22 protein-coding genes are annotated in these 21,563 nt (G+C 50.0%); 2 read left to right on the forward strand and 20 right to left on the reverse strand.

Annotation, left to right across the window (positions count from 1 at the left end):
- Nucleotide 1: 1 nt before the first annotated feature.
- The 16 genes from CWI84_RS11850 to CWI84_RS07585 all read right to left on the reverse strand — a co-directional run bounded on the left by CWI84_RS11850 (nucleotide 2) and on the right by CWI84_RS07585 (nucleotide 15,239).
- A complete protein-coding gene (locus tag CWI84_RS11850) occupies nucleotides 2-541 on the reverse strand; it encodes a prepilin-type N-terminal cleavage/methylation domain-containing protein (protein ID WP_126841975.1) in 540 nt (179 codons plus the stop codon).
- An 18-nt stretch (nucleotides 542-559) separates the two neighbouring features.
- Entirely contained in the window at nucleotides 560-1,147 is a 588-nt protein-coding gene (locus tag CWI84_RS07515) for a prepilin-type N-terminal cleavage/methylation domain-containing protein (protein WP_126842046.1), read from the reverse strand.
- A gap of 89 nt (nucleotides 1,148-1,236) precedes the next feature.
- On the reverse strand, nucleotides 1,237-1,674 hold the full coding sequence (locus CWI84_RS07520; RefSeq protein ID WP_126841976.1) for a hypothetical protein: 438 nt from the start codon (nucleotides 1,672-1,674) through the stop codon (nucleotides 1,237-1,239).
- 8 nt (nucleotides 1,675-1,682) lie between these two features.
- Nucleotides 1,683-2,915, reverse strand: coding sequence for a type II secretion system F family protein (locus tag CWI84_RS07525; RefSeq protein ID WP_126841977.1), 1,233 nt, complete (start codon nucleotides 2,913-2,915; stop codon nucleotides 1,683-1,685).
- Between the two features lie 2 nt (nucleotides 2,916-2,917).
- Nucleotides 2,918-4,663 carry a GspE/PulE family protein gene (locus CWI84_RS07530; RefSeq protein ID WP_126841978.1) on the reverse strand — a complete coding sequence of 582 codons (1,746 nt, stop codon included), beginning with the start codon at nucleotides 4,661-4,663 and terminating at the stop codon, nucleotides 2,918-2,920.
- Nucleotides 4,663-5,742, reverse strand: coding sequence for a tetratricopeptide repeat protein (locus CWI84_RS07535; RefSeq protein WP_126841979.1), 1,080 nt, complete (start codon nucleotides 5,740-5,742; stop codon nucleotides 4,663-4,665). The genes CWI84_RS07530 and CWI84_RS07535 overlap by 1 nt, the downstream gene beginning before the upstream one ends.
- The gene (locus CWI84_RS07540; protein WP_126841980.1) at nucleotides 5,729-6,640 is read right to left on the reverse strand and encodes an ExeA family protein; all 912 of its coding nucleotides are present in this window, start codon (nucleotides 6,638-6,640) and stop codon (nucleotides 5,729-5,731) included. The genes CWI84_RS07535 and CWI84_RS07540 overlap by 14 nt, the downstream gene beginning before the upstream one ends.
- 17 nt (nucleotides 6,641-6,657) lie before the next feature.
- Complete coding sequence (gene mshL, locus CWI84_RS07545) at nucleotides 6,658-8,316, reverse strand: pilus (MSHA type) biogenesis protein MshL (protein ID WP_126841981.1); 1,659 nt, start codon at nucleotides 8,314-8,316, stop codon at nucleotides 6,658-6,660.
- Nucleotides 8,316-8,651, reverse strand: coding sequence for a hypothetical protein (locus CWI84_RS07550; RefSeq protein ID WP_126841982.1), 336 nt, complete (start codon nucleotides 8,649-8,651; stop codon nucleotides 8,316-8,318). The genes mshL and CWI84_RS07550 overlap by 1 nt, the downstream gene beginning before the upstream one ends.
- 1 nt (nucleotide 8,652) lies before the next feature.
- On the reverse strand, nucleotides 8,653-9,279 hold the full coding sequence (locus CWI84_RS07555) for a hypothetical protein (protein ID WP_126841983.1): 627 nt from the start codon (nucleotides 9,277-9,279) through the stop codon (nucleotides 8,653-8,655).
- On the reverse strand, nucleotides 9,263-9,865 hold the full coding sequence (locus CWI84_RS07560; RefSeq protein WP_126841984.1) for a PilN domain-containing protein: 603 nt from the start codon (nucleotides 9,863-9,865) through the stop codon (nucleotides 9,263-9,265). The genes CWI84_RS07555 and CWI84_RS07560 overlap by 17 nt, the downstream gene beginning before the upstream one ends.
- Nucleotides 9,862-10,809, reverse strand: coding sequence for a hypothetical protein (locus CWI84_RS07565; RefSeq protein WP_126841985.1), 948 nt, complete (start codon nucleotides 10,807-10,809; stop codon nucleotides 9,862-9,864). Before CWI84_RS07565 ends, CWI84_RS07560 begins: the two co-directional genes overlap by 4 nt.
- A gap of 105 nt (nucleotides 10,810-10,914) precedes the next feature.
- Complete coding sequence (locus tag CWI84_RS07570; protein WP_126841986.1) at nucleotides 10,915-11,847, reverse strand: phospholipase A; 933 nt, start codon at nucleotides 11,845-11,847, stop codon at nucleotides 10,915-10,917.
- Between the two features lie 10 nt (nucleotides 11,848-11,857).
- Nucleotides 11,858-13,477 (reverse strand): methyl-accepting chemotaxis protein, encoded by a 1,620-nt coding sequence (locus CWI84_RS07575; RefSeq protein ID WP_126841987.1) that lies wholly within the window; start codon nucleotides 13,475-13,477, stop codon nucleotides 11,858-11,860.
- A gap of 75 nt (nucleotides 13,478-13,552) precedes the next feature.
- Nucleotides 13,553-14,590, reverse strand: coding sequence for a dihydroorotase (gene pyrC / locus CWI84_RS07580; protein WP_126841988.1), 1,038 nt, complete (start codon nucleotides 14,588-14,590; stop codon nucleotides 13,553-13,555).
- Nucleotides 14,591-14,657: 67 nt separating this feature from the next.
- Nucleotides 14,658-15,239 carry a thymidine kinase gene (locus tag CWI84_RS07585; RefSeq protein WP_126841989.1) on the reverse strand — a complete coding sequence of 194 codons (582 nt, stop codon included), beginning with the start codon at nucleotides 15,237-15,239 and terminating at the stop codon, nucleotides 14,658-14,660.
- 96 nt (nucleotides 15,240-15,335) lie between these two features.
- On the opposite strand from CWI84_RS07585, the gene CWI84_RS07590 reads away from it, so the two are divergent.
- Nucleotides 15,336-16,565 (forward strand): adenosine deaminase family protein, encoded by a 1,230-nt coding sequence (locus tag CWI84_RS07590; RefSeq protein WP_126841990.1) that lies wholly within the window; start codon nucleotides 15,336-15,338, stop codon nucleotides 16,563-16,565.
- Here CWI84_RS07590 and CWI84_RS07595 read toward each other — a convergent pair.
- The 3 genes from CWI84_RS07595 to CWI84_RS07605 are packed head-to-tail and all read right to left on the reverse strand — an operon-like array spanning nucleotide 16,562 to nucleotide 19,124.
- Complete coding sequence (locus tag CWI84_RS07595; RefSeq protein ID WP_126841991.1) at nucleotides 16,562-17,581, reverse strand: DUF2955 domain-containing protein; 1,020 nt, start codon at nucleotides 17,579-17,581, stop codon at nucleotides 16,562-16,564. The two genes, CWI84_RS07590 and CWI84_RS07595, sit on opposite strands and share 4 nt — an antisense overlap.
- 9 nt (nucleotides 17,582-17,590) lie before the next feature.
- Entirely contained in the window at nucleotides 17,591-18,655 is a 1,065-nt protein-coding gene (locus tag CWI84_RS07600) for an HlyD family secretion protein (RefSeq protein WP_126841992.1), read from the reverse strand.
- Nucleotides 18,645-19,124: a MarR family transcriptional regulator gene (locus CWI84_RS07605; protein ID WP_126841993.1), complete on the reverse strand. Its 480-nt coding sequence runs from the start codon at nucleotides 19,122-19,124 to the stop codon at nucleotides 18,645-18,647. The genes CWI84_RS07600 and CWI84_RS07605 overlap by 11 nt, the downstream gene beginning before the upstream one ends.
- A gap of 172 nt (nucleotides 19,125-19,296) precedes the next feature.
- Between CWI84_RS07605 and CWI84_RS07610 the strand changes: the two genes are divergently transcribed.
- The gene (locus tag CWI84_RS07610) at nucleotides 19,297-20,904 is read left to right on the forward strand and encodes a methyl-accepting chemotaxis protein (protein ID WP_126841994.1); all 1,608 of its coding nucleotides are present in this window, start codon (nucleotides 19,297-19,299) and stop codon (nucleotides 20,902-20,904) included.
- A 59-nt stretch (nucleotides 20,905-20,963) separates the two neighbouring features.
- Here the strand turns inward: CWI84_RS07610 and ssb are convergent, their stop codons facing one another.
- Nucleotides 20,964-21,560, reverse strand: a complete 597-nt coding sequence (gene ssb / locus CWI84_RS07615) for a single-stranded DNA-binding protein (RefSeq protein ID WP_126841995.1) — start codon at nucleotides 21,558-21,560, stop codon at nucleotides 20,964-20,966.
- Nucleotides 21,561-21,563 lie beyond the last annotated feature (3 nt).

Genomic DNA, 21,563 nt, shown 5'->3' on the forward strand with positions numbered 1-21,563 from the left:
ATTAACAACCGTCAGTTTTAGCCTGAATCACTGGTGCTGACGTGTCAGTGGCCTCTTGGTAGATCACGTAGCAGGTGCCTGCATCGGTTGCGGCAATGGGTGAGTTTACACCTTGCGGATAAATCACGGTTTGGCTTGCATCCGTGCCTGTTGCTTCGGCGCCTAGTGTGCCAACTGCCGTACCGTCTAGTAATAGCAGGTTCCAATCAGCGTCCGTACCGACAGTAATGTCTAACGCCTGTTGCAAGGTACTGGCCGAAGCATATAAATAGTTCAAGGTTACGGTACCCGTCTCGGTGGTAACTGTCGGTACCGCTGGCGTAGTTGAGGTATCAGCAACGTCCGCCGCACCGCCAGCTAACGCCCGTGCATGCACCAACTGTGAAGCGCCTTTTACACTGCCCAGCAAGCCATTAACCGTTGCCTTGCGAGCATCGGTTGAAAAACCGATAAACTGCGGCGCTGCGGTTACCGCAATAATGCCTAGGATCACGATAACGATGATCAATTCGATGAGGGTAAAGCCTTGTTGTTTACGCATTAATTTTCCACCTAAAACTTAGTTATTGCTGTAAATACTCACACCACCCGTACGTGGGTTATAGACAAACGCATTACCAAGCGTTTGGTACTGCGTGCCTGTCGGTGCACTGGTTTCATTTTTTATCGTATTCGCTAAATAGTACACACATAAACGATTGGTGCCATTATCCGTTTGGTATACATAATAGCGATTCTCTGCTAACGCAGAAAAGTCTGTGGTCACCGTTGGTGCACCTTGCAGAATAGCCACCATTAGGGTGCGGCAATCCTCATTCGCCAACGATTGGTCAGTGACATTGTTACCCACCGTGCCAGAAACCGGATATCCGGTACTGCCATCGACCATCACTGGCACACCGTCCATTTCAACTTGTGCGCCAGCGCCTTGCGCTCCGCCACGTGGTCTACCTGCAAGTTCCCACTGCGCGCGAACAATACCGACCGCGCTGGCAAACCCACCAGCGACCCCTTCGAGGGCAGAGTCTTCGGCATCACTGGTAACATCAGTAAAACGCGGCAACGCCGATGCCGCCAGCAACCCCAAAATGACAACAACGATAATTAGTTCAATCAGCGTAAATCCGCGTTGTTGCTGCTTATTCATCATCGCTTTATTCACCGTTGCCTCTCATCTTTGTTAAATAATGTTAACACTTTTCAAACAATTGCCTCAACAGATAAATCCACCGCTGTTCAGCGACTCACCTGCCCCGTTGCCTCAGTGTAACTAAACAGCTTTATCCCTTTGAGCGACCAAATACAGCCACCATCAGTCGCTGCAACGGCAATATTGGCGGGACTCTCTACAGTCACCAAGCGTTGCCACAGATTTTCGCAGTCCGCCATCGGCCAGCCGCGCTTGGTCATAATGATCGGCGATGCCATTTTCCCCTGCTCGGCACTGAAGTGGATAGTTGCTGGCCGACCCCGCGCCAACCACTGTACATGCGCCAACATGACATTGCGTTGCATACGCTCCGTCCACATTTGTCGCTCGGTCAAACGCCACGACGCATCATCGAGTAACCAGCTCCGCAGTAGATAGGTGGCTAAAACTAATATTGCCAGCGCCAGCACAATCCATTGGAACAGCGTTATGTCGCGGCGCTCGGCAGATTCGTTGCGGCGCATGTTAACGCTTACCCGCGCCCCTGATAGGCGCTCATCATATCCCACATTGGCATAAAAATACCTAATGCCAAAATCAACACCATGACCGCTACGCCCGCAATCAGCATAGGTTCAATTCTGGCGGTCAGTGTCTTCAAGTCATAGTCAACTTCACGCTCGTAATAGCCCGCAACTTCCAGCAATAAATCGTCCAAACGTCCGGTTTCCTCACCAACGACAACCATTTGCATGACTAACGGCGTGAATAAATCCGACTGCCTGCTTACCCGCGAAAGGTTTTCGCCGCGTTCAATGCCTCGCCGCATATCCAATATCTTGCGTTCCATCCAAGCATTATCCACCGCTTCGGCGACCAAGGATAATGCTTGTGTGAGCGGCACCCCGGCAGCGACCATAACGGCAAAGCTGCGGGCAAAACGCGCCAGCATCGAGCGCTCTAAAATACTACCCACCGCCGGTACTCGAAGCTTCAATCTATCCCAGACGACGCGTCCCAGCGGACTGACAATGTAACTGCGGATACCCCACACTCCGGCAACGAGCGCCAGCAACAATAATGGCCAGTAACTGACGAAAAACGTGGAGGTACCAATCAGTACACGCGTAGCCCACGGCAAGTCGACACCGAATTGGTCAAACATTTTGGCAAAGGTGGGAATAACAAACAGGTTCAACACAAACATCGCGATAACCAGGGCGATAACCACAAAGCTGGGGTAGCGTGTTGCTGCCTTAATACGTTTGCGGGTGTCTTGTTCCTTTTCTAAATACTCGGCCAATTGCTGAAACGATTGCTCCAGTTGACCAGTATTCTCACCGACATGAACGATGGCGATGATTAACCGCGGAAATACGCGCGCATGGCGTGCCATGGCTGCCGATAGCGATAGCCCCTTCTCTAACTGGTCGGCGACATCCCGCAGGGTCACACTCAGTTGTTTGTTCTGGGCACTATCTGCTAGACCTTCAATAGCGCGCAGTAATGACACACCCGAGCGGGTTAGTGCATACATTTGCCGACAAAAGATGATCAAATCATCGAGTTTCACCGGTCGCGCTGTCAACTTAGCCCAAACCTGTTCTGCGGTTATGCTGGGTTTGTCCCTTGTCGCCACTAAATCTACTGGTACTAAGCCGCGCCGAACCAATTGTTCAGCCGCTTGCCGAGCATCGTTTGCGTCTATATCACCGTTACGGAGGCGTCCATTCGGGTCACGTGCTTTGTAGCGAAACTTGGCCATAACTAATGCGACTCACTAGTGGACGCTTGTACCAACGGGTCTTCAACACTCTCAGCAAGGAATAACACCTCATCCAAACTGGTAATACCTTGTTCTGCATAATCTAAAGCGACCATCGCCATGGGTCGGTAGCCTTTACTCACTCGCGCCAACTCGACAAATTCTCGGGTATTGCCATCCCGCAAAGCGTCCGTCATGGGGCCATTCATTTCCAACAGTTCGAACACCCCGATACGGCCTTTGTAACCGGTATGGTTGCAGCGTTGACAGCCACTGCCATGGTAAAAGGTCGCGCGCTTTGAAAGGCCGCTATCGATATGTTCAAGCCACTGCGTCTCTAATTCATCGGGTTGGTGCGGTTGGCGGCAATGTTCACATAACCGTCTTACCAACCGTTGCGCCAACATACCGCGCAATGCAGCGGCCACCAGATAAGGTTGAGCCCCCATATCGATCAATCGCAATACGCTGGTGATGGCATCGTTGGTATGCAAAGTCGATAACACTAAGTGACCGGTAATAGATCCACGCAAACCAATCTCTACGGTTTCTTTGTCACGCATCTCACCCACCATAATAATGTCGGGATCTTGTCGTAACGTCGTCCGTAACACGCGAGAAAAGTCCAAGCCGATTTTCGGGTTGACTTGGACTTGGGAGATTCGTGGTAGACGATATTCCACTGGATCTTCTACGGTAATGACTTTTTTTCCTTCGGTATTCAACTCACTTAATGCACCGTAGAGCGTCGTAGTTTTACCGGAACCGGTAGGGCCTGTTACTACTAGCATCCCGTGTGGTCGCTTAATCAACTGTCGCACACGTGCGACAATATTGTCTGGCATCCCGGTATGTTCCAACGCCAGTAGGCCGGCAGATTGGTCGAGCAAACGCAGTACGCAGCTCTCACCATACTGGACAGGCATGGTCGAAACCCGCACATCAATACTGTGACCGCGCACCCTCATATTGAAGCGTCCATCTTGTGGCAAACGCTTTTCTGAAATATCCATACCGGACATCAGTTTGAGCCGCAGTACCAACGCTGCAGCAATAGCGGTTTCGTCTAACACGTTTTCGTGCAACACCCCGTCAATACGCTGGCGTATTCGTAGCAATTTTTCGTCTGGCTCGATATGGATATCCGAGGCACGTACCTGTACAGCATCTTCAAAAATCGATTGCAGCAGTTTTGCGACGGTCGCTTCACCCTCATCATCGGCAAGCACCTCACTGCCTAAATCAAACTCTGTCGCCTCTTGGTATTCGTCACTTAACTGGCTGGCAAACTGTTCAATATCTTGGGTACGGCGGTATAACACATCGAACGCTTGGAGCAATTCGGTCTCAGGCACCACATTAACGACCAGTTCGCGCGGCGCCAACAACTGAGCAACAGCATCCAATGTTGATAAATCTGCGGGGTCGCTCATTGCTACGGTGGCGGATGCTTGATCATGGTCAATCACTAGGGCACGATGCCGTCGCGCTTGAATTTCTGGCAGTAATCGCAGGCTTTCTTTGTCGACCTTTCGTTGGCTTAAGTCAATCCGCGGGATCTTTAACTGTTGCGCCAAGAAGTCGGCCAATTGCGACTCCGACAAGTAGCCCAATTCAATCAGGGTGGCACCGAGTTTACGCCCAGAGTCTTGCTGTACCTGTAACGCCTGAGTCAGCTGTTCGTGGCTGATGATGCCTTCATCAACCAGTAAGTCCCCTAAGCGCATTTTTAAACGTGGACGTTGCATTATTTGCCTCGCAATTGCGCTAATCGTTTGCTAGCAAAATCTCTGGTTGGCGCGTGATGCGACAACGCCAACACTTGCTGATACGCTGCCCGCGCTGTATCCACCTGTTGCAGACGGTCTGCGCTAATCGCCACCCCCAGCCACCAACGCGGTTGCTGCGGTTGAAAGTCGGCGAGTTGTTGATAGTCAGCTAGGCTCTGCTGAAAATCTTGTTGGCTTTGTGCCAACTTCGCTCGATACTGATAGAAGCCTTGTTCTTCTGCAATAGCTGGTTGTTGTTGCTTCAGAATCGCCAGTGCCGGACCCTCCCCTTGATTCTCAGCAACTAACTGCGCCAACATCATCCGCCAACGGATATTATCCGGATGACGTTGCAAGCCTTCAGCCAACACGCGCTGTGCCTGAATGCCATAGCCGCGACCATATAACAAGGCAGCATAGCGCTCGCGTGCCTTGCTATTATCAGGGGCAACGCTGACCGCTTGCTGCAAGTATTGCAGGGCTTTGTCGAGGTCACCTGCTTGCTTAGCCTGCTCTGCCTGTTGTAGTGATTTCTCTAGTAACTCTGCCGTAGTCAGTTGCACCCGCTGTACCGACAGCTCCGTGCTTTTGCTTGACACTTGTTCATCGACTGCAGGGTTATCTTGCGCTCTTGGTTCCGCTTTTGGTTTCGGTTCTGGTTCAGCTTTAGATGCCGACACTGTTACCGCCGCGGGTTCCGTGCGGTCCCTCAGCGCTGGCGTTTCCGCTTCAATAGCAGCTTTTGCGGCCGTTGGGGTATCCGCCAGTGGTTCATTAGCCGTTGCGGGTGAGGATGCTGACGCCTGTTGGTTTGGGGCTGCAACATCCTCAGCGGAATTTTTACTGACCTGTGACGCCTTAACGGGTTGCAGTTGTGCGCTTGGCCATTGTCGCCAAACCAGCAGTCCGGCGGCAATTAACAGTGCTAGTAGCAGCCACACCCAAGGGCGCTGATACCAAGCACGGTCTTGATAAAACACTGGCCCATACTCGCCAGTTGCTTCGCTCGGTTCACCACGGGCATCTAAATCGCGGAGCATTTTATTAATAATACTCATGCCACCACCCTTGATACCAACCGATGGCAGCAGCCACCGCAGCTAACCCCAGTAACATCCACCACACCCCCCGCCACAATCGCGGTTGTTCGGCATCAGTCGTGTCTTTGACTGCCAACCGGAATTGGCGTGTGGTGACTTGCACTCGCCCCTCGCCATAAGCCAGCAACAACATCTTGTGACAAAGGATATTGATCAACCGAGGAATGCCTCGACTCGAGCGATACAACCGATTGACGATGGTTGAAGAAAATATTGGCGGTCCTTTATAGCCAGCTACGCGCAGCCGATGCGCAATATATTCCGTCATTTCTTTGCGGCTCATAGCCGCTAAATTGTAGGAAAAGCTAATGCGCTGGCGGAGCTGGCGGAGCGCCCTTGTGGCTAGCCGTTCATCTAACTCTGGCTGTCCGAACAATACAATGTGCACCAATTTGCGCGACTCAGTTTCTACATTCGATAGCAGCCTCAATGCCTCTAGGCTTTCGCTCGGCAGCGCCTGCGCTTCATCAATTAAGATAGCGACACTGCGGCCCTCACGATGAATAGCCATTAGCCGTTGCTGAATAGCAGATGCTAGCTGCTGTTGGTTGCCATCCGCTTGAAACGGTATCTGTAATTCCCGCGCAATCGCTTCGCGCAATTCGGATGGATTCAAATAGGGGTCAGGAACATACACTGTGACAAAATGGTCCGGCATTTCCATGAGTAACTTGCGACACAATAAGGTTTTGCCTGTGCCGACTTCACCGACCACTTTAATAAAACCTTCGCCAGTCTTTAACGCGGTCAATAGCACATCCAGCGCAGCTTGATGGCTCTGCAACTGATAATAAAAATGTGTATTAGGAGCAATCGTAAACGGCAGCTCCCGCAAACCAAAATGGTACAAATACATACCGCGTTAACGTCCTATTATTGCTCTGGAAACCATTTTTTTAATAGCTCATCGGATTTTTGTACTTCTTGCTGCCAAGTGTCAGCACCCACGACCGTTGGCTTTAACAGAATTACCAACTCTTTTTTCTTCTCCACGTTACGGCGATTTTTAAACAATTCACCCAGTAACGGAATATCGCCTAACAGCGGGGCTTTCGAAACCATTTCACTGTAGGTGGTTTGCATTAACCCGCCGAGGACTACAATTTCCCCATTGTGCGCTCGCACAATCGTATCTGACTCGCGGATATTGCTCTGCGCCAAAGGCAATACAAATTGATCTTCATTGAGGGTAATCACTTTTTCCTGTTCTGAGGTTTCCACTACGGCTGGGTGGACATGCAGAATCACTTCCCCTGAGTCACTAATTTGCGGCGTCACATCCAACGCAATACCGGAGAAAAATGGTGTTAAGTCAATGTTTGGCGATGTCGTTGTCGCTGTTCCGGTTACCGTAGTGGTTGAGACATCAGTGACAAAATACTCGTCTTCGCCCACCTTAATAACCGCTTTTTGGTTATTTGCGGCCGATACCCTGGGGCTAGATAGCACTTGCACGTTGCCTTGGGTCTGCAACAACTCTATTAAGCCACTGAAGTTTTGGTCAGTGAAGGCGATACCGAAAATTCCCCCCAACGCTGCAGAGGTCGCGTTTGTTGGCGTATTCCCGGTAAACCGATAACTAAGATTACCGCCCATCGCCGACAGTGCGTCGCTCCAGTTAATGCCTTGTTGGTATTCGTCATTAAGGGTTACTTCTATAATGCGCGCCTCTAAAATAACTTGGCGTTGTAAGCGTTTTTCAGCGACTTTTAAAAAATCTTTTGCCGCCCGCAACTCATCGGGGTAAGCAGTAATGCTAACGAGTCCAGCTTGTGGAGCAACAATCACCCGGCGCCCTTCACCTTTGCCCACTACACCCTCTAATATATCTTCAAGATTGGCCCATAAATCCGTCTCAGTTTGGCTGGAAATACTGGTGCCGTTGCCTTGCATTTGATTGCGCTGTTGCTGCGAACCACTGTTGTTTCCACTTTGGTTGCCCAGCAATGGATTACCAAAGCCACTATTCTGGTTGCCGTTGTTGTAATTATTGCCATTGTTGCCATTACGCTGTTGATCACGCACGCCACCAGCTGAAACTTCGGTTTGTGAGAACCCCATTCGCCGCAACGCTAAATAATCTAATGCAAAGGTCTCAGTCCGCATTCCCGCAGGTAACACCTGAACCACACGATTGCTCTTACGTATTTGATAGCCATAGACGTCGCTCAATACTTCTAGCGCCTCATCTAAGGTCACGTCTTTCAGGCTTAACGACACTGAGCCCTTAACCTCTGGATGAATCACCAAGCTTTGTGGCGCATTCGCGGCCAACGCTTTTAAAAATTCACGAACATCGACATCGTTGGCGTTGATGCTGAATCGCGGTTCTTCAAGTAGCGCTTTGCCTGCGTTGGTTGCCTCAACATCGGTGGTTAAATACTCAGCCACCGCCGCGGGGATTTCCACCGCCGCTTCTTTCTCGGCAGCAGGTTTGTCTTGTAAAGCGGCATGCGCTTCTTCTGGCGCACGGTCTGGGTGATACGCACAAGCGGTTAAGGTGATTGTGACAAGTAACAACAAACGTCGCATTACCTTTCTCCTTGTTCCGACGAACGCTTAATGGATACGTTCCCCGCATTAAATACCGTTAGTCGGTGCTGCTGGCTTTGGTCACTCACCAGCACATAAGATGGCATAATTTCGATGACCGTATAACCCTCAATTTGGTCACCCTGTTCGACGGATCGACCATTAATTACGGCAGTTGCAGAATGGTTCCCAACCCTTATGGCGCTCACTTTAAGGGTTACCGGAACCGCTAATGATTGCTGCTGCTGATTCCAGCCATAGGGCTGAGTCGGATCTTGCGCATTTACCGACAATGCAACACCAATAGTTAGCAGGCCACTCAGACAATATTTCATATCAGTCTGCCTTCTGCTCGATGGTATACATTAACCAGCGCAGGCTCGCCTGAGCGTACGGATAGCTCTCGACTTGATAGTCCAGAGCCTGCCAAGCGAGTGCGCCACCTAATGACTGCGTTTGTTTTAGTAGCGTTTCAATAGCACCAAAACGGCCTTTTACCACCAATGTTACCTGTTGTTGATTGATTAAGGTGTCGCCCTGACGAAGTACTGGTTTCGGCTCCTCGGTATTGAGTGACAATACCTCAACCGCATCCGTCATCGCCACCAAATCGGCCAGCGCTTGGTTCTTTTCCTCAGGGGTCAGCAAGTGTTCCATTGCCGATAAGCGCTGGTACTCTGCCGTCAGCGCTTGCTCCAACTGGGTTAATTTTTCCCGCACTGGCTGATTTGGGTCTTGTTCTAGCTGCTGTTGCAATAACTGTTGTTGCCGTTGCAACTGTTGCTGCTGATAGGCAAGTTGTTGCGATTGCTGTTGGTAACGTTGGTCCAACTGTAACCGCGGTATAATCACCCTCAACAACAATGGTGCGACAATCACCAAAACCACTAACGCGGCGATAAGCACGCGCCGATCTCGCGGTTGTTGCGCAAATTTTTCCTGCCACCTACTGAAGCGACTCATCACTCACCTCATCGGTACCATCATCCAGCCGAAACACCAACGCCCCTGCGTCTGTGGTGTCGAGCTTTACGGTACTAAAATTGCGTTCACCTAGTAGCGGATATTCTGCAAATCGCTGCATCCAAAAGGGTAACCATTTGGCCGCAACCGCTCTGCCGTCGAGGCTAATGTGCTTGGTATCGTAGTGAAATGCGGTTAACCACAATTGTGGCGGGGTTGTTTGCCGCAATTCCGCCATTAACTGCGCGGGTTGAATACTTGCCTTAGGCGCTTTAATGCGCTGGTATATTTCACGTAAATCACGCAATTGCTGTTGCTTTTCGTCGACCGTCTGCAACAACGTGGCGTCCGCTTTATGCGCTGCCAATTGGGCATTGAGTGCGTCAATCTGTTGCTGACGTTGGTCGAGCTGTTGCTGCACGGCGGCAACCTTATCGGCTGCAAATTGTGTCAGCACTACGACCGTCCAACTGCTCGCGATCATTAATACCAGCAGCACACTGGCAACCATCCCTAATCGCAGTAAGGTTATCCGTTGCCGAACAATCTTGATATCATCGGTATAGAGATTGACGGAGCGCTTCATCCGTTACTCTCCTGCAGCGGTTGCTCTGTTAACTGGGTTAGCGCGCCGATTAGCAGATTATCGCTGTAACGCGGGTCAGCCAATTCGAGCGACCAATCAGGCAAGCGCTCCACCACCGTAGTCACACCAATTTGTTGCTGTAATTGTTGCGCCACTTGTTCAATCTGCGGGTGATCAATCGCTATGCGAATTTTAGCGATCGGCGCCTGCTTTAGCTGACTCTCATGAAAGTCCATTGAGCGCTGGACTTCGACCGCCAAGTTATCGATCAGGTCTGTTAGGTTATCTCCTTGCTGCGCTCGCGCATTGCTAAATTGGCGCAAATAGCGACTCACCAGGAGCCCTTTATTAGAGGCTACTTGCAACAGCATCGGCTGGTTATCTGCTTGCCACAGGGTCAGGTTAGGCTTGTTTTCAACGGTAAAGAATTTAGCCGCAAACAGTTCTTCGGTGCTTATACCCGCAATGCTCACCGAGTAGTTACTGATACTCTCAGCCCACAGCTTGAGCAGCGACTTCTCAGCAACAACCACAGCAATATTATCCTGTCCCGCAGACTGCACCGGCAGTTCATAATAGTCACAAACCATTTCGTCGGGCGCCCAAGCAACCAAATCTCGCAAGGCATACTTTAAACTTGCTGCGAGCTCAGCGGCGGGAACTTGGGGACGCGGGATGTTTAACGCCTGATACCAGCGATGCGCCAACACAACTTGGAGTGGCGTAGATGACGATAAATACCGTTGGTAATGCTTCAGCAATTGCTCAATGGCGAGGGCATATTCATGCGGTAATGCGCCATCTGCAACCGCCACTGCATCGTTAATCATCAATGCGAGGCGTTCGTTGCGCAGTTCCGCTACCATAAGCTTTACCTGACCATCCAAGATGGCCAATGCAGCCAGACGCTGTTCCGTCTTTTTGGAAGAAAACCAACGCTTCAACTCGTACCCCAAAAACGAACAGTAAAGCTCGTTATACATTTGTTATTTAGTTGTATTATTATATTAACAAATTACGCGACTTCTAAGCGAGAACTTTTTGCTGAATTAACGCACGATGGCAAAGCCAATTCTAACCTGCGCTTCTTCCCTGACGTTATAGCTCGCTAAGCTTTGCCCATAGCCGTGAAATAATTGTAAATACACATAGCCGCCGGCACGGCTAAAAAATTGCTCTCGAATTGGGTAAGACAAGTCCAATTGCACCGAACCCTTATTCGCCGTTCCTAGACGGGCGGTTAATGCAGCAAGGAAACCATCCTGACGACCAAACCGTACCACCCAATCCGCATATCCACGGTACTTGGCAATATCGGCATTTTCTTCACCGCGTGTGACGTAACTATAGAATTTCGGCGCGAACACTAAGTCCTGACTGCCAATACGCATGCCCCAGCCCGGCTGCACAAAAACGATATTCATACTGCGCGAGGCTGGGCCCGCCTGGCCATTAGATTCGTGTTCAAAGCCAAACCTCCAGTAGTCTGGCCAAATATCGTGGTTCGGCTCTTGCAATTCCCAAAAAAAACTTGGGCGATAGCTGGAATCTTCAAACGGCTTTGAGTCGGCGCTTAAATTCCATAGCGACGTTTGGGTGTAGCCCAAATGAAAATATTTCATAAACGGCAATGCCTTTACCACAATGCCCTTTTCTGAAAACATCCGGTACTTAAAGCTAAACTGAAATCGCGCTTTAACGTCATGGCCCTTGCCCACCACAAAATACATCGGTTCGTTAATCCATAACGGCGGCTCTTCTTCCTCAGGTCCAAGACTCCATTCGCCCAGCTGTACCTCTCGCAGATTTTCATCTTCTTGTTCGAGCAAATTCTTTTGGTACGGGTTAATCGGCTTTTGCTGGATTGGCTGCTGTCCTACCGCCTGTTGATCATCCACTTTCGGAAACGCTGCCGCAGAAACGACAAACGGCAACCCCAACAATAGGGTTGCCGTAAAGACCGCAAATTTTTCCCTTGTCATACTGACATCCTTACAAGGTGAATCGGCTCACCGCTTGTTTGAGTTTTTCAGCCAATCCTTGCAACTGGTGCGCGGTTGAGCTGGTATGTCGCGTTGCTTCTTGATTTTGTTCCGCCATACTAGAAAAACGCTCGACATGCTGAGCGACTTCCGCACTGGCCTGATTCTGTTCCGATAGCGCACTGCTAATATCTTCAACAACGGCTAATACTCTATCAAAGCTGACCCGGATCTCCCTAATAGCTTCACCACTATCTCCCGCGAGTTGCACCCCTTGTTCAACCTCGGTAACACCTTTTTCCATTTGCGCCACTGATGCCTGAGTACCCTGTTGAATTAATGCAACCATTGACTCAATTTCGTCTGTGGAAGCGCTAGTACGTTGCGCGAGTGTTCGCACTTCGTCGGCAACAACCGAGAAGCCACGCCCCTGCTCACCGGCCCTAGCGGCTTCTATGGCTGCGTTCAGCGCCAGCAAGTTGGTTTGATCAGCAATCGACTTAATCACGTTAACAATTGAGTTAATTTGCTCCGACTGTTTACCTAACTCAACAACCTGCGCAGAGGCTTCGTTTACCGCTTGGTTGATGCGGTTCATGCTGTTAACCATGCGCTCCATCGTCTTCGCGGACTGCTCTGCGTCGGTGCTCGATTGTTCAGAGATGGTCCGCGCTTCGTTCGCATTGTCAGCAACATGGCTGATGCTCGCACTGAGTTGCTGAACGGAGGTCGCAATCGATTCTGAAGCATCGGTTTGCTCAGTAGAACTGGCTGATAACTCTTCTGCGGTAGAAGCGACCGATTGGCTTGAGCTGTTCAATTCATTGGATGACTGAATGATTTGCTGCAACATGCTGCGCAATTGCGTTTGCATGGCTGCCAACGCTGACAACAATTCACCGATTTCATCTTTGCCGTCGTCATCGATCTGATTATTCAAGCGGCCGTCCGCGACCGCGGTAGCCACTCGCATGGCTTCTTCCAAGCGCTGTTCTAATTGGCGCTTAAATACCCATGCTGACAACACGGCGATGATAATCACCAGCAACCCGCCACCAATAGAAATGGTTTGTGCCAGTGTTGCGGCTGCTGAAGCGGCATCGGCACGCTCCAACAGCAACGACTTTTCGGTTTTGGTGAACTGCTGCACAAACTCGCGTAAATTGTCCATGCCGGCTTTGCCGCGGCCTTGGGCAACAATGGCGGCAGACTGGTCAAGGCCTAACGAACCCGGCCCATAACTCTTGCGAATCTCAATCGGCGGCTCGACCGCACTGGTTAGCCAATACTGGTATTCATCTTCGATTTTCTTCAGTAGCTCTAGCTGCTTGGGCGAATCTTTCACTAAGTTTTTTAAATTCGCCAGCGCTTTCTCCACTTCAGCCGTGCCATCTACATAAGGCTGGAGGAAATCCTCGTTACCCGTGATCACATAACCCCGCTGGCCCGACTCGATGTTTAATAAACTCATATACAAGTCATCAGCTTGGCCAATCACTTCGAATGAATGGATGCTGCGCTGGTTGGTTTGGGTCATGTCCCCAATGCCCATCATTACCGCAGTTATCAGTGCACCAAGCACTACTACGATAGTAGCGAAGGCTATAAACAATTTGTGCACTAATTTCATCGTTGTTACCCCAACCCAAACGTTACACACCTAGTAATACACTGATTATCGGCGTTATAACAAAAATCTGAACCGTTAATCCCGTGATATTTGCCAGTTCAGCGTTTCTCCAGCGAAATATGGCACCACCTGCTGCTGCGCCACTGACACCTGCTCAGGCACCTGCCACGGGTGTTGCTTTAACGTCAGCGTTTCATTGTTCCGCGGCAAACCATAGAAATCGGCACCGAAGCCACTAGCGAAGTCGGCGAGCTTATCCAAACTATCATGTTGATCAAAAAACTCGGCATAAAGTTCAATCGCCGCCGGCGCAGAAAAGCAGCCGGCGCAGCCACACGAGGTTTCTTTGTTAGCTTGCACGTGCGGTGCAGAGTCAGTCCCTAAAAAGAATTTCGGGTTCGCCGACAACGCCGCCTGCTGTAAGCGCATTTGATGTTCACGGCGCTTCAGAATTGGCAAACAGTAGTTATGCGGACGAATACCCCCAACCAGCAGATCATTACGATTCATCAACAGGTGCTGCGGGGTAATCGTTGCCGCCACGTTATCCCCTTGCGATAAAACAAAGTCCACGGCGTTGCCAGTGGTTATATGCTCTAACACTAATTTCAGTGTGGGAAATTTCGCAAGCATCGGCTGCAAGTGCCGTTCGATAAATACTTGCTCTCGGTCAAAAATATCGATGTCAGCATCGGTGACTTCGCCGTGCACCAACAGCGGCACTTGTAGCGCCGCCATTTTTTCTAACAGCGGGTCAAGCGCCGCCATTGACTTCACCCCGGCAGAAGAGTTCGTGGTGGCACCAGATGGATATAGCTTAAAGCCGATAACATCGGGGTTCGCCGCAGCCTGTTCGACGTCTTCGAGCGAGGTTTTATCGGTGAGGTATAACGCCATTTTTGGGTCAAAGCTCATGCTAGCGGGGAGCTGCGCAAGAATTCGTTGCCGATACGCCATTGCCAACGCCACAGTGGTTACCGGTGGAACCAAATTTGGCATCACCACACAACGATTGAATACCTGTGCCGTCGCAGGCACAGTGAGCGCCAACATCGCTTCATCTCGTAAGTGTAAATGCCAATCGTCGGGGCGGGGAATGGTTACTGTGCGCATCAGGGACCTCAGATCATCTTATCAACTGTCGCTATTATACCTGACTTAGTCAATATCTCACCCTGACTTATCGAATCCCCATCGCCTCTTTCCAATGCTGTCGACAACAAGAGACATAACGGTCGTTGCCGCCAATAGCAATTTGTGACCCCATGCGGATAGCGTGGCCGTGTTCGTCAACCCGGAGCGACATCGTGGCCTTACGTCCACAATGACAAATGGTCTTCATTTCGACCAATTTGTCTGCTATCGCCAACAGTACCGCACTGCCAGGGAACGCCTCGCCAAAGGCATCGGTGCGGATGCCGTAGCACATTACCGGGATATTGTGCTGATCTACCACTCGTGACAGTTGCCAAACTTGCGCCGGAGTCAGAAATTGCGCCTCATCAAGCAACACACAATCAATGGCTTGTTGTTGATGAGCGGCAACAATCTTCTGGTCTAGTGCACAGTGGCTGGTAAACGGTAGCGCTTCACGCGCAATACCAAGGCGCGAAGCTATCCGCCCTGCGCCAGCGCGGTCATCGACCGCTGGCGTCATCAACAATACCTGTTGGCGACGTTCTTCATAGTTGTGCGCCACCTGCAATAACGAGGTGCTTTTACCCGCGTTCATGGCGGAGTAAGTGAAGTATAAAGAGGCCATAGTTGTTTTCGTTATTATGCTATTCACTCAAGATACGGGAGGTTATCACGATTTTATGGCATCATTGTAAAAACTCACCGGTAACAGGAGCCCCTAATGCCAAAATACAGTAAAGCATTTATTCAAGCGATGCCTAAAGCCGACTTACACCTTCATTTGGATGGCAGTCTGCGCGTCGAGAGTCTTATCGACATGGCAAAACGGGCACACATTGAATTACCTTCGTACACCCCAGAGGGTTTATACGAGAAAGTTTTCAAATCCCATTACAACAACCTCGGTGAGTACCTTAATGGCTTTCAATATACCTGTGCGGTATTACGGGACTTAGAAAATCTCGAACAAGCAGCCTACGAGTTGGCGGTCGACAATCAGCGTGAGGGAGTGACCTACATAGAAGTACGCTTTGCTCCACAATTGCTGATGAACCCAAGCAATGGGGTGACCTTTGATACCATTATGCATGTGGTCAACGATGGCCTGAAAAAAGCCAAAACCGAATACAACAACAGTGCCGAGGTTAAAGCCGGCGAACGTCCGCCGTTTGAATACGGCATCATTAACTGCGCAATGCGGATGTTTGGCAAAAAGGGCTTTTCGCCCTATTACACTCAACTGTTCCAGTTGATGCGCGATTTTGAACCCATGCAAGTGATCAAAACCGCGGCCATGGAGCTGGTGCGTGCCAGTGTGCGGATGCGCGATGATGAAGGTATTCCGATTGTTGGCCTAGACATAGCGGGGCAGGAAATTGGCTACCCTGCCAGCGAGTTCCGCGAGGTATATGAGTACGCCCACGAAAACTTTTTATTGAAAACCGTTCACGCGGGTGAAGCATACGGGGCAGAGAGTATTTTCGAAGCGCTGACACAATGTCATGCTGACCGTTTGGGGCATGGTTATTCGCTGTTCTCGCCAGAAATGATCGAAGATCCAGACATCGAGGATAAGCAAACCTACAGCCGCAATTTGGCGTCGTACATTGGTGACCGACGGATTGCCGTCGAAGTCTGCTTAACCAGTAACTTGCAAACCAATCCAAGCATTGGTGACATCAAAAATCACAACTTCAAGCATATGCTGGACAATCGCTTAGCCACGATTATTTGTACCGATAACCGGTTGGTGTCACGTACCACGGTTAGCAATGAGTATGAACTAGCGTTGTCGACGTTTGATGTTCCGCTGAAGCGTTTAAAAGACATGGTTGCTTACGGCTTTAAGAAAAACTTTTTCCCCGGCAACTATGTAGAAAAGCGTGCTTACGCGAAAAAGAACATCAGTTACTTTGACGAAGTCGCACGTCAGCACGGGCTCACCGACTAATCACCAAAGCGCGTCGCCGGAAAACGGTTCAATAGATGATGCAAGGCAAAACAGGCCGTCATAGCAATAACGATGGCGGCCAATGTGCTACTGACTCGGTATAAACCACTGAAGACCAGATCACTTGTTGGCGTTAAGTATTGTCCAAACAAAATACCCAACGTGGTCAAGGCGCCGAAGCCAACTCCCGCACCGTTCGCCTCACGGACATGTAAGCGTGCGAAAATTAACACCCCAATCCAAAACAACGGAACCAGCAGCAGTAGCTGGTGACTCCAGCTATATAATAAGGCTTGCGCCGCCAAGCCATAAACCACCCCAAGAATAGTGCCGATAGCGCGCCGCCGTGCGTAAGCTATGGCACCGTACCAGTTCATCGGAAACAACACCAAAATCATGGTGGCTTGCGCCGACATCGAATCTTTCAAATCGAGGCTTTGGAAGGCAATGAACGCCAAGGTACAGACAATTGCACCGAGCAACGCCTCATGGCGAATACGACTGGACGTTTTCGCAGGCGCCTGCGGTGCTGCTGGACGAGGTTCTACATCGGGTAATATCACTGTGAGTACAAACGCGACAGCGATCGAGAGTACATTAGCGAGTAAATTGTTCAGCAACAGATCATTCACATTGGTGCTCGGGTAACTCGCGAAATGCAGCAAAATGCTCAACATCAGCACGCCGTTCGCACCAAAAAGAAACAGTGGACCTTTGGCCATACAAATAAAGCGATAAAGAAACAAAACAAAGGCAACCAAGGTGACCAATATTGGATGACTGCCCAGCAAACCGCCAATAATGCCAACTTCCAAAGCACAGACCACGCCGGCAGCCAATAATTGGCGCGCCGCATGCAGATTCATTACCGGCACCATGCCCAATAACAACATAGGTACGACGGTAAAAAACACGCCATACTGAAAGCCAAACACCTTGGCAAAGACAAAGCCACAGGTCGCACCGATGGCGATCCTTAGGCACTGGCGTAATCCATTGGCAGTTAACGGCTGCATAGCGTTGCCTTAATAAATATAGTGCAGCAAGCCTACGGTACGAATTTGCATCCTTGCCAGCGCAGTTAAGAGTCCTGACTCTGGCAGCAGTTGCACAGTGGCTTTAGCGCCCGCGGGCATATCGCTGGTAACCTCTGGTTGGGCAAGCCGAAGGTGGATACGTAAGCGCTGTGCATCTCGCACCCAGCGGTTTGATTGCAATGGATCGGCTAACACACCGTTGGCGGCTAACTGCCCAGCAGCAACACCGGCATCAATACTGCTCACCGTGGCCTGGTATACCTCGCCCGGTTGCGCATCAAATACGACATAGGCATGCTGACCAACGTTGACGTTACGCAGACTTTTCTCGCGAAAATCTGCAATTAAGTCGACCTCGTCGCCGACTACCGCCAGTAACGGTTGACCAGCGCGTGCATAGGCACCCTGCTGCAATTGTAAGTTGCTCACTTGGCCGACTTGCTTAGCGCGCACTTCCGTGTAAGCAAGATTGAGCTGCGCAATATCCAATGCCGTGCGTGCTTTCTGGATGCGTAAGTTACTGTCATCATCGAGTGCGCCGCGATCCGTTCTTAGCTCGTTTAGGTTAGCCTTGGCCGCGGCAACCTTCGCTTGTGCGGCATCGGTTTGGCTGTGAATTTGATCCAACTGTTGTTGCGAAGCACTGCCGTCGTTAAACAATCCCTCAACACGCTGCGCTTCACGTTGATATTCAGCGGCTGCCGTTTTTTCAGCGGTTAAGCTCGCTGCTGCTGCTGCAATTTTTGCATCTAACTGGGCATTTTGCTGGTGCGCCTGCTGTAAGCTGAGTTGCGCATTCTCTACAGCCAAACGATAGGGTCGAGGGTCAATAGTAAATAACCGTTGGCCCGGTTTGACCCGTTGGTTATTGTTAATATCCACCTGCACGATGGTGCCACTAACCTGAGGTGCGACCTGAGTAACCACGCGCGTCACTTTGGCCTGTGGGGTCATCGGAATCACCGCATCGGCAAACAGAAAATAGCCAAAGATCACCACAAAAACCGCTATTGATACTTTCACCCAACGGGCAAATTTTTGATCAGCGCTCATCCTGACCTCCTTGCTGAGCCACTTCAAAGGCTTTGGCATTGACACATATGCTGTGCAGCACTTCCCGCACCGTGCTCAGTTGCTCATCACTAATATCGTTTAATAGCGCCCGGCGCACCGCGAGAATTCGGGTTTCCATCGAAGCCACGAGTTCTCGGCCTGCTGGCGTCAGATAGACTTGTTTAGCACGCTTATCGTCAGCGCAATCTCGTCGTTCAGTTAACCCCTGCTGCTCCAGTTGACTGAGGGTGCGCATTAATGACGCCAACTGAATTTCTAGCGCTTGCGCCAGTTGCTTTTGGCTAATACCGTCACCTAAACGTGCCAACTTCCACAGTGCACTCCAGCGTGGATGCGTAAGCCCTAACGGCTCAAGTTCTTGATCAACCACCCGCTGCCACACGCGTGCAACCCGGGCCAAGCGTTCAGCCACGGAAAGCTGTTTTAATAAATCATCAGTTGGAGACATCACTATTTCTCTATTACTTAGCATGCTAACCACTTTAACATGGTTAGCATGCTAAGTAAATCGCGTTTTTTGTTATAAGCGTATAGTTATATTCTTATGAAAAATTATTTTTTAATTATTCCTACATCCCTTTTTTCGCGTAGCTTGCAGAAAATAACTGAATGCTCATCACATGACTAAGATGCTCAAAGCATTCGTTTGCCTAGCGAAACTCACGCTTTTCCTTGTCTATTTTTTCCTCTATAACAACAACGTATTTAAAAAAATAGGACGCTTTATGTCATTTAATGGCCTGAATAGCGACGCAAATTTCGTATTTTCGCTATCCCAAGAACAAAAAATTCGACAGGTAAACTCTGATTTCAGAGTGCTCTATAAGGAGCAATCTGATCAATTGAATGAAACCCCTTTGCGCGAGCTGGTTCAGACACTCCCGCCACAGGTTGAAGCAGAGATCCACGATACGGTAAACGGAGGATTTGCTTGGCGGGGTATCGTTCCTTTTTCAATAGCACAAACCATAGTATGGCTTGATGTATTGGTAAGACCGCTGTTCAAGAAAGGGAAAGTCAACGGCAGTCAATGGCTTGGTGAATTTGCCGAAGATAGGCATATCGCAAAGGCAAAGCAGCTTTATAAAAAACGTCTAAAACAACCGCTTTTAGCACAACATGAGTGGGTAAACATTGCCATCGTTATTGGACTATTTATAGCTGCCAGTTTTTATGGTTGGGCGTGGTTGGTTACATCCATCATCGTCACTTTTGCGCTGATTATTGGAAATTACTTAACACGTCGTAAACAAGCAAAACGTCTGGCAAAACTTGAGGCCCGTTTTTGTGAAAGTCAGCATGCAATTTATAGTGACGACGCCAGCAGTGCCCCGCTAGATTACGAGATTGCACTCAAAGACGGTATCATAAATGCCATGATGTCTCGACTTGGTAGAGGCACAGAAGATATACAAGAAGCTATCAACACTACTAGGGAGCATTCCGAAAACACTGTTGTAACAACGGGGCAAGCAAGCGATTCGTTAGACCAAATTGCAGTCGCAATGGAACAAATGTCTACTACTGTTGACGACATTGCACATAATGCGTCCAATTCTGCCGATGCCTGTAGCGATGTGAAGTCCCAGATGAAGCATGCCGATCAGTTCAACCAACAAAGCGCTACGACTATTCATGAGCTTGTGGAGTTGGTAAAAAGTGGACGAAATACGACGCGTGAGCTTAATAGCAACGCGGAAAATGTCTCTGCCGTTGTTGAACAAATTGACGGGATTGCAGAACAAACGAACTTATTAGCATTGAACGCGGCTATTGAAGCCGCAAGGGCCGGCGAATCTGGGCGCGGCTTTGCCGTTGTTGCGGACGAAGTAAGAACACTCTCGCAACGAACACAACGCGCGGTCGACGAAATTCAATCGAGTATTCATAAAATGAACGCAGCGGTGCAAGCATCGCACGAGCAAATGAGTAAACAAGCCGACAAAGCTGAGGAAGTTGGTGAACTAAGTGAACGCACAAAAGAAGAACTTACTAAAGTATCAATTGGCGTAGATGACATCAATGATCGCATGGCACAAATTGCCGTGGCGGCAGAGCAGCATAGCAGCGCAGTAACAGAAATACGTGAAAGTGTATCGTCGCTCACAGAATCTTCTAAGCACACAACCCAACTTGCCAAACAGACGGTGGAAGAAGTCAGTGGCGTGCGCAATCGTTTACGCGAATTTCGTTCGCTTATCGAAGCCTTCGAAGACGATGATGACTAACCCCAACAAAAAAGCCCTCAATGTTTGAGGGCTTTGGGATATCGCATTCACCGCGAGGGCTAGAACGGGATATCGTCGTCGAAGTCGTTATCTGGTGAAAATGGTTCTGGTTCCGGCGCTTGCTGGGCCGGGCGCTGCTGCTGTTGGCCGCCAAACCCACCTTGATTAGCTTGGGTGTTTTGGTTCATGCCCTGCCCTTGCGGACGGCTTTGTTGCTGCTGGCCACCCATGCCTCCTTGTGGGGCATTACCATAACCACCGCCTTGTTGCTGACCACCGAAACCTTGGTTCATGCCTTGCCCACCTTGGCTACCGCCGCGTGAATCAAGCATCTGCATTTCGTTGATTACAATTTCAGTGGTATAGCGTTCAACACCGTCTTGGCCTTGCCACTTGCGCGTTTGTAAGCGTCCTTCAACATAGACTTTTGAGCCCTTTTTCAGATACTCACCGGCAATTTCTGCTAAACGACGGTAGGCCACACAACGGTGCCATTCGGTTTGTTCGCGCGGCTCACCGGTTTGCTTATCTTTCCACGTCTCACTCGTCGCAATCGACAGATTTGCTATCGCGGTGCTGTTTTGGGTGTAACGAATTTCTGGATCAGCGCCCAAGTTACCCACTAAGATGACTTTGTTAACCCCACGACTGGCCATTCT

Origin of the sequence: Idiomarina tyrosinivorans (assembly GCF_003987475.1) — a bacterium.
GTDB classification, from domain to species: Bacteria; Pseudomonadota; Gammaproteobacteria; order Enterobacterales; family Alteromonadaceae; genus Idiomarina; species Idiomarina tyrosinivorans.

Coding starts and splice junctions, on each gene's coding strand:
- CWI84_RS11850 (WP_126841975.1), bottom strand. CDS start 541: ATGCGTAAACAACAAGGCTTTACCCTCATCGAATTGATCATCGTTATC.
- CWI84_RS07515 (WP_126842046.1), bottom strand. CDS start 1,147: ATGAATAAGCAGCAACAACGCGGATTTACGCTGATTGAACTAATTATC.
- CWI84_RS07520 (WP_126841976.1), bottom strand. CDS start 1,674: ATGCGCCGCAACGAATCTGCCGAGCGCCGCGACATAACGCTGTTCCAA.
- CWI84_RS07525 (WP_126841977.1), bottom strand. CDS start 2,915: ATGGCCAAGTTTCGCTACAAAGCACGTGACCCGAATGGACGCCTCCGT.
- CWI84_RS07530 (WP_126841978.1), bottom strand. CDS start 4,663: ATGCAACGTCCACGTTTAAAAATGCGCTTAGGGGACTTACTGGTTGAT.
- CWI84_RS07535 (WP_126841979.1), bottom strand. CDS start 5,742: ATGAGTATTATTAATAAAATGCTCCGCGATTTAGATGCCCGTGGTGAA.
- CWI84_RS07540 (WP_126841980.1), bottom strand. CDS start 6,640: ATGTATTTGTACCATTTTGGTTTGCGGGAGCTGCCGTTTACGATTGCT.
- mshL (WP_126841981.1), bottom strand. CDS start 8,316: ATGCGACGTTTGTTGTTACTTGTCACAATCACCTTAACCGCTTGTGCG.
- CWI84_RS07550 (WP_126841982.1), bottom strand. CDS start 8,651: ATGAAATATTGTCTGAGTGGCCTGCTAACTATTGGTGTTGCATTGTCG.
- CWI84_RS07555 (WP_126841983.1), bottom strand. CDS start 9,279: ATGAGTCGCTTCAGTAGGTGGCAGGAAAAATTTGCGCAACAACCGCGA.
- CWI84_RS07560 (WP_126841984.1), bottom strand. CDS start 9,865: ATGAAGCGCTCCGTCAATCTCTATACCGATGATATCAAGATTGTTCGG.
- CWI84_RS07570 (WP_126841986.1), bottom strand. CDS start 11,847: ATGACAAGGGAAAAATTTGCGGTCTTTACGGCAACCCTATTGTTGGGG.
- CWI84_RS07575 (WP_126841987.1), bottom strand. CDS start 13,477: ATGAAATTAGTGCACAAATTGTTTATAGCCTTCGCTACTATCGTAGTA.
- pyrC (WP_126841988.1), bottom strand. CDS start 14,590: ATGCGCACAGTAACCATTCCCCGCCCCGACGATTGGCATTTACACTTA.
- CWI84_RS07585 (WP_126841989.1), bottom strand. CDS start 15,239: ATGGCCTCTTTATACTTCACTTACTCCGCCATGAACGCGGGTAAAAGC.
- CWI84_RS07590 (WP_126841990.1), top strand. CDS start 15,336: ATGCCAAAATACAGTAAAGCATTTATTCAAGCGATGCCTAAAGCCGAC.
- CWI84_RS07595 (WP_126841991.1), bottom strand. CDS start 17,581: ATGCAGCCGTTAACTGCCAATGGATTACGCCAGTGCCTAAGGATCGCC.
- CWI84_RS07600 (WP_126841992.1), bottom strand. CDS start 18,655: ATGAGCGCTGATCAAAAATTTGCCCGTTGGGTGAAAGTATCAATAGCG.
- CWI84_RS07605 (WP_126841993.1), bottom strand. CDS start 19,124: ATGTCTCCAACTGATGATTTATTAAAACAGCTTTCCGTGGCTGAACGC.
- CWI84_RS07610 (WP_126841994.1), top strand. CDS start 19,297: ATGACTAAGATGCTCAAAGCATTCGTTTGCCTAGCGAAACTCACGCTT.
- ssb (WP_126841995.1), bottom strand. CDS start 21,560: ATGGCCAGTCGTGGGGTTAACAAAGTCATCTTAGTGGGTAACTTGGGC.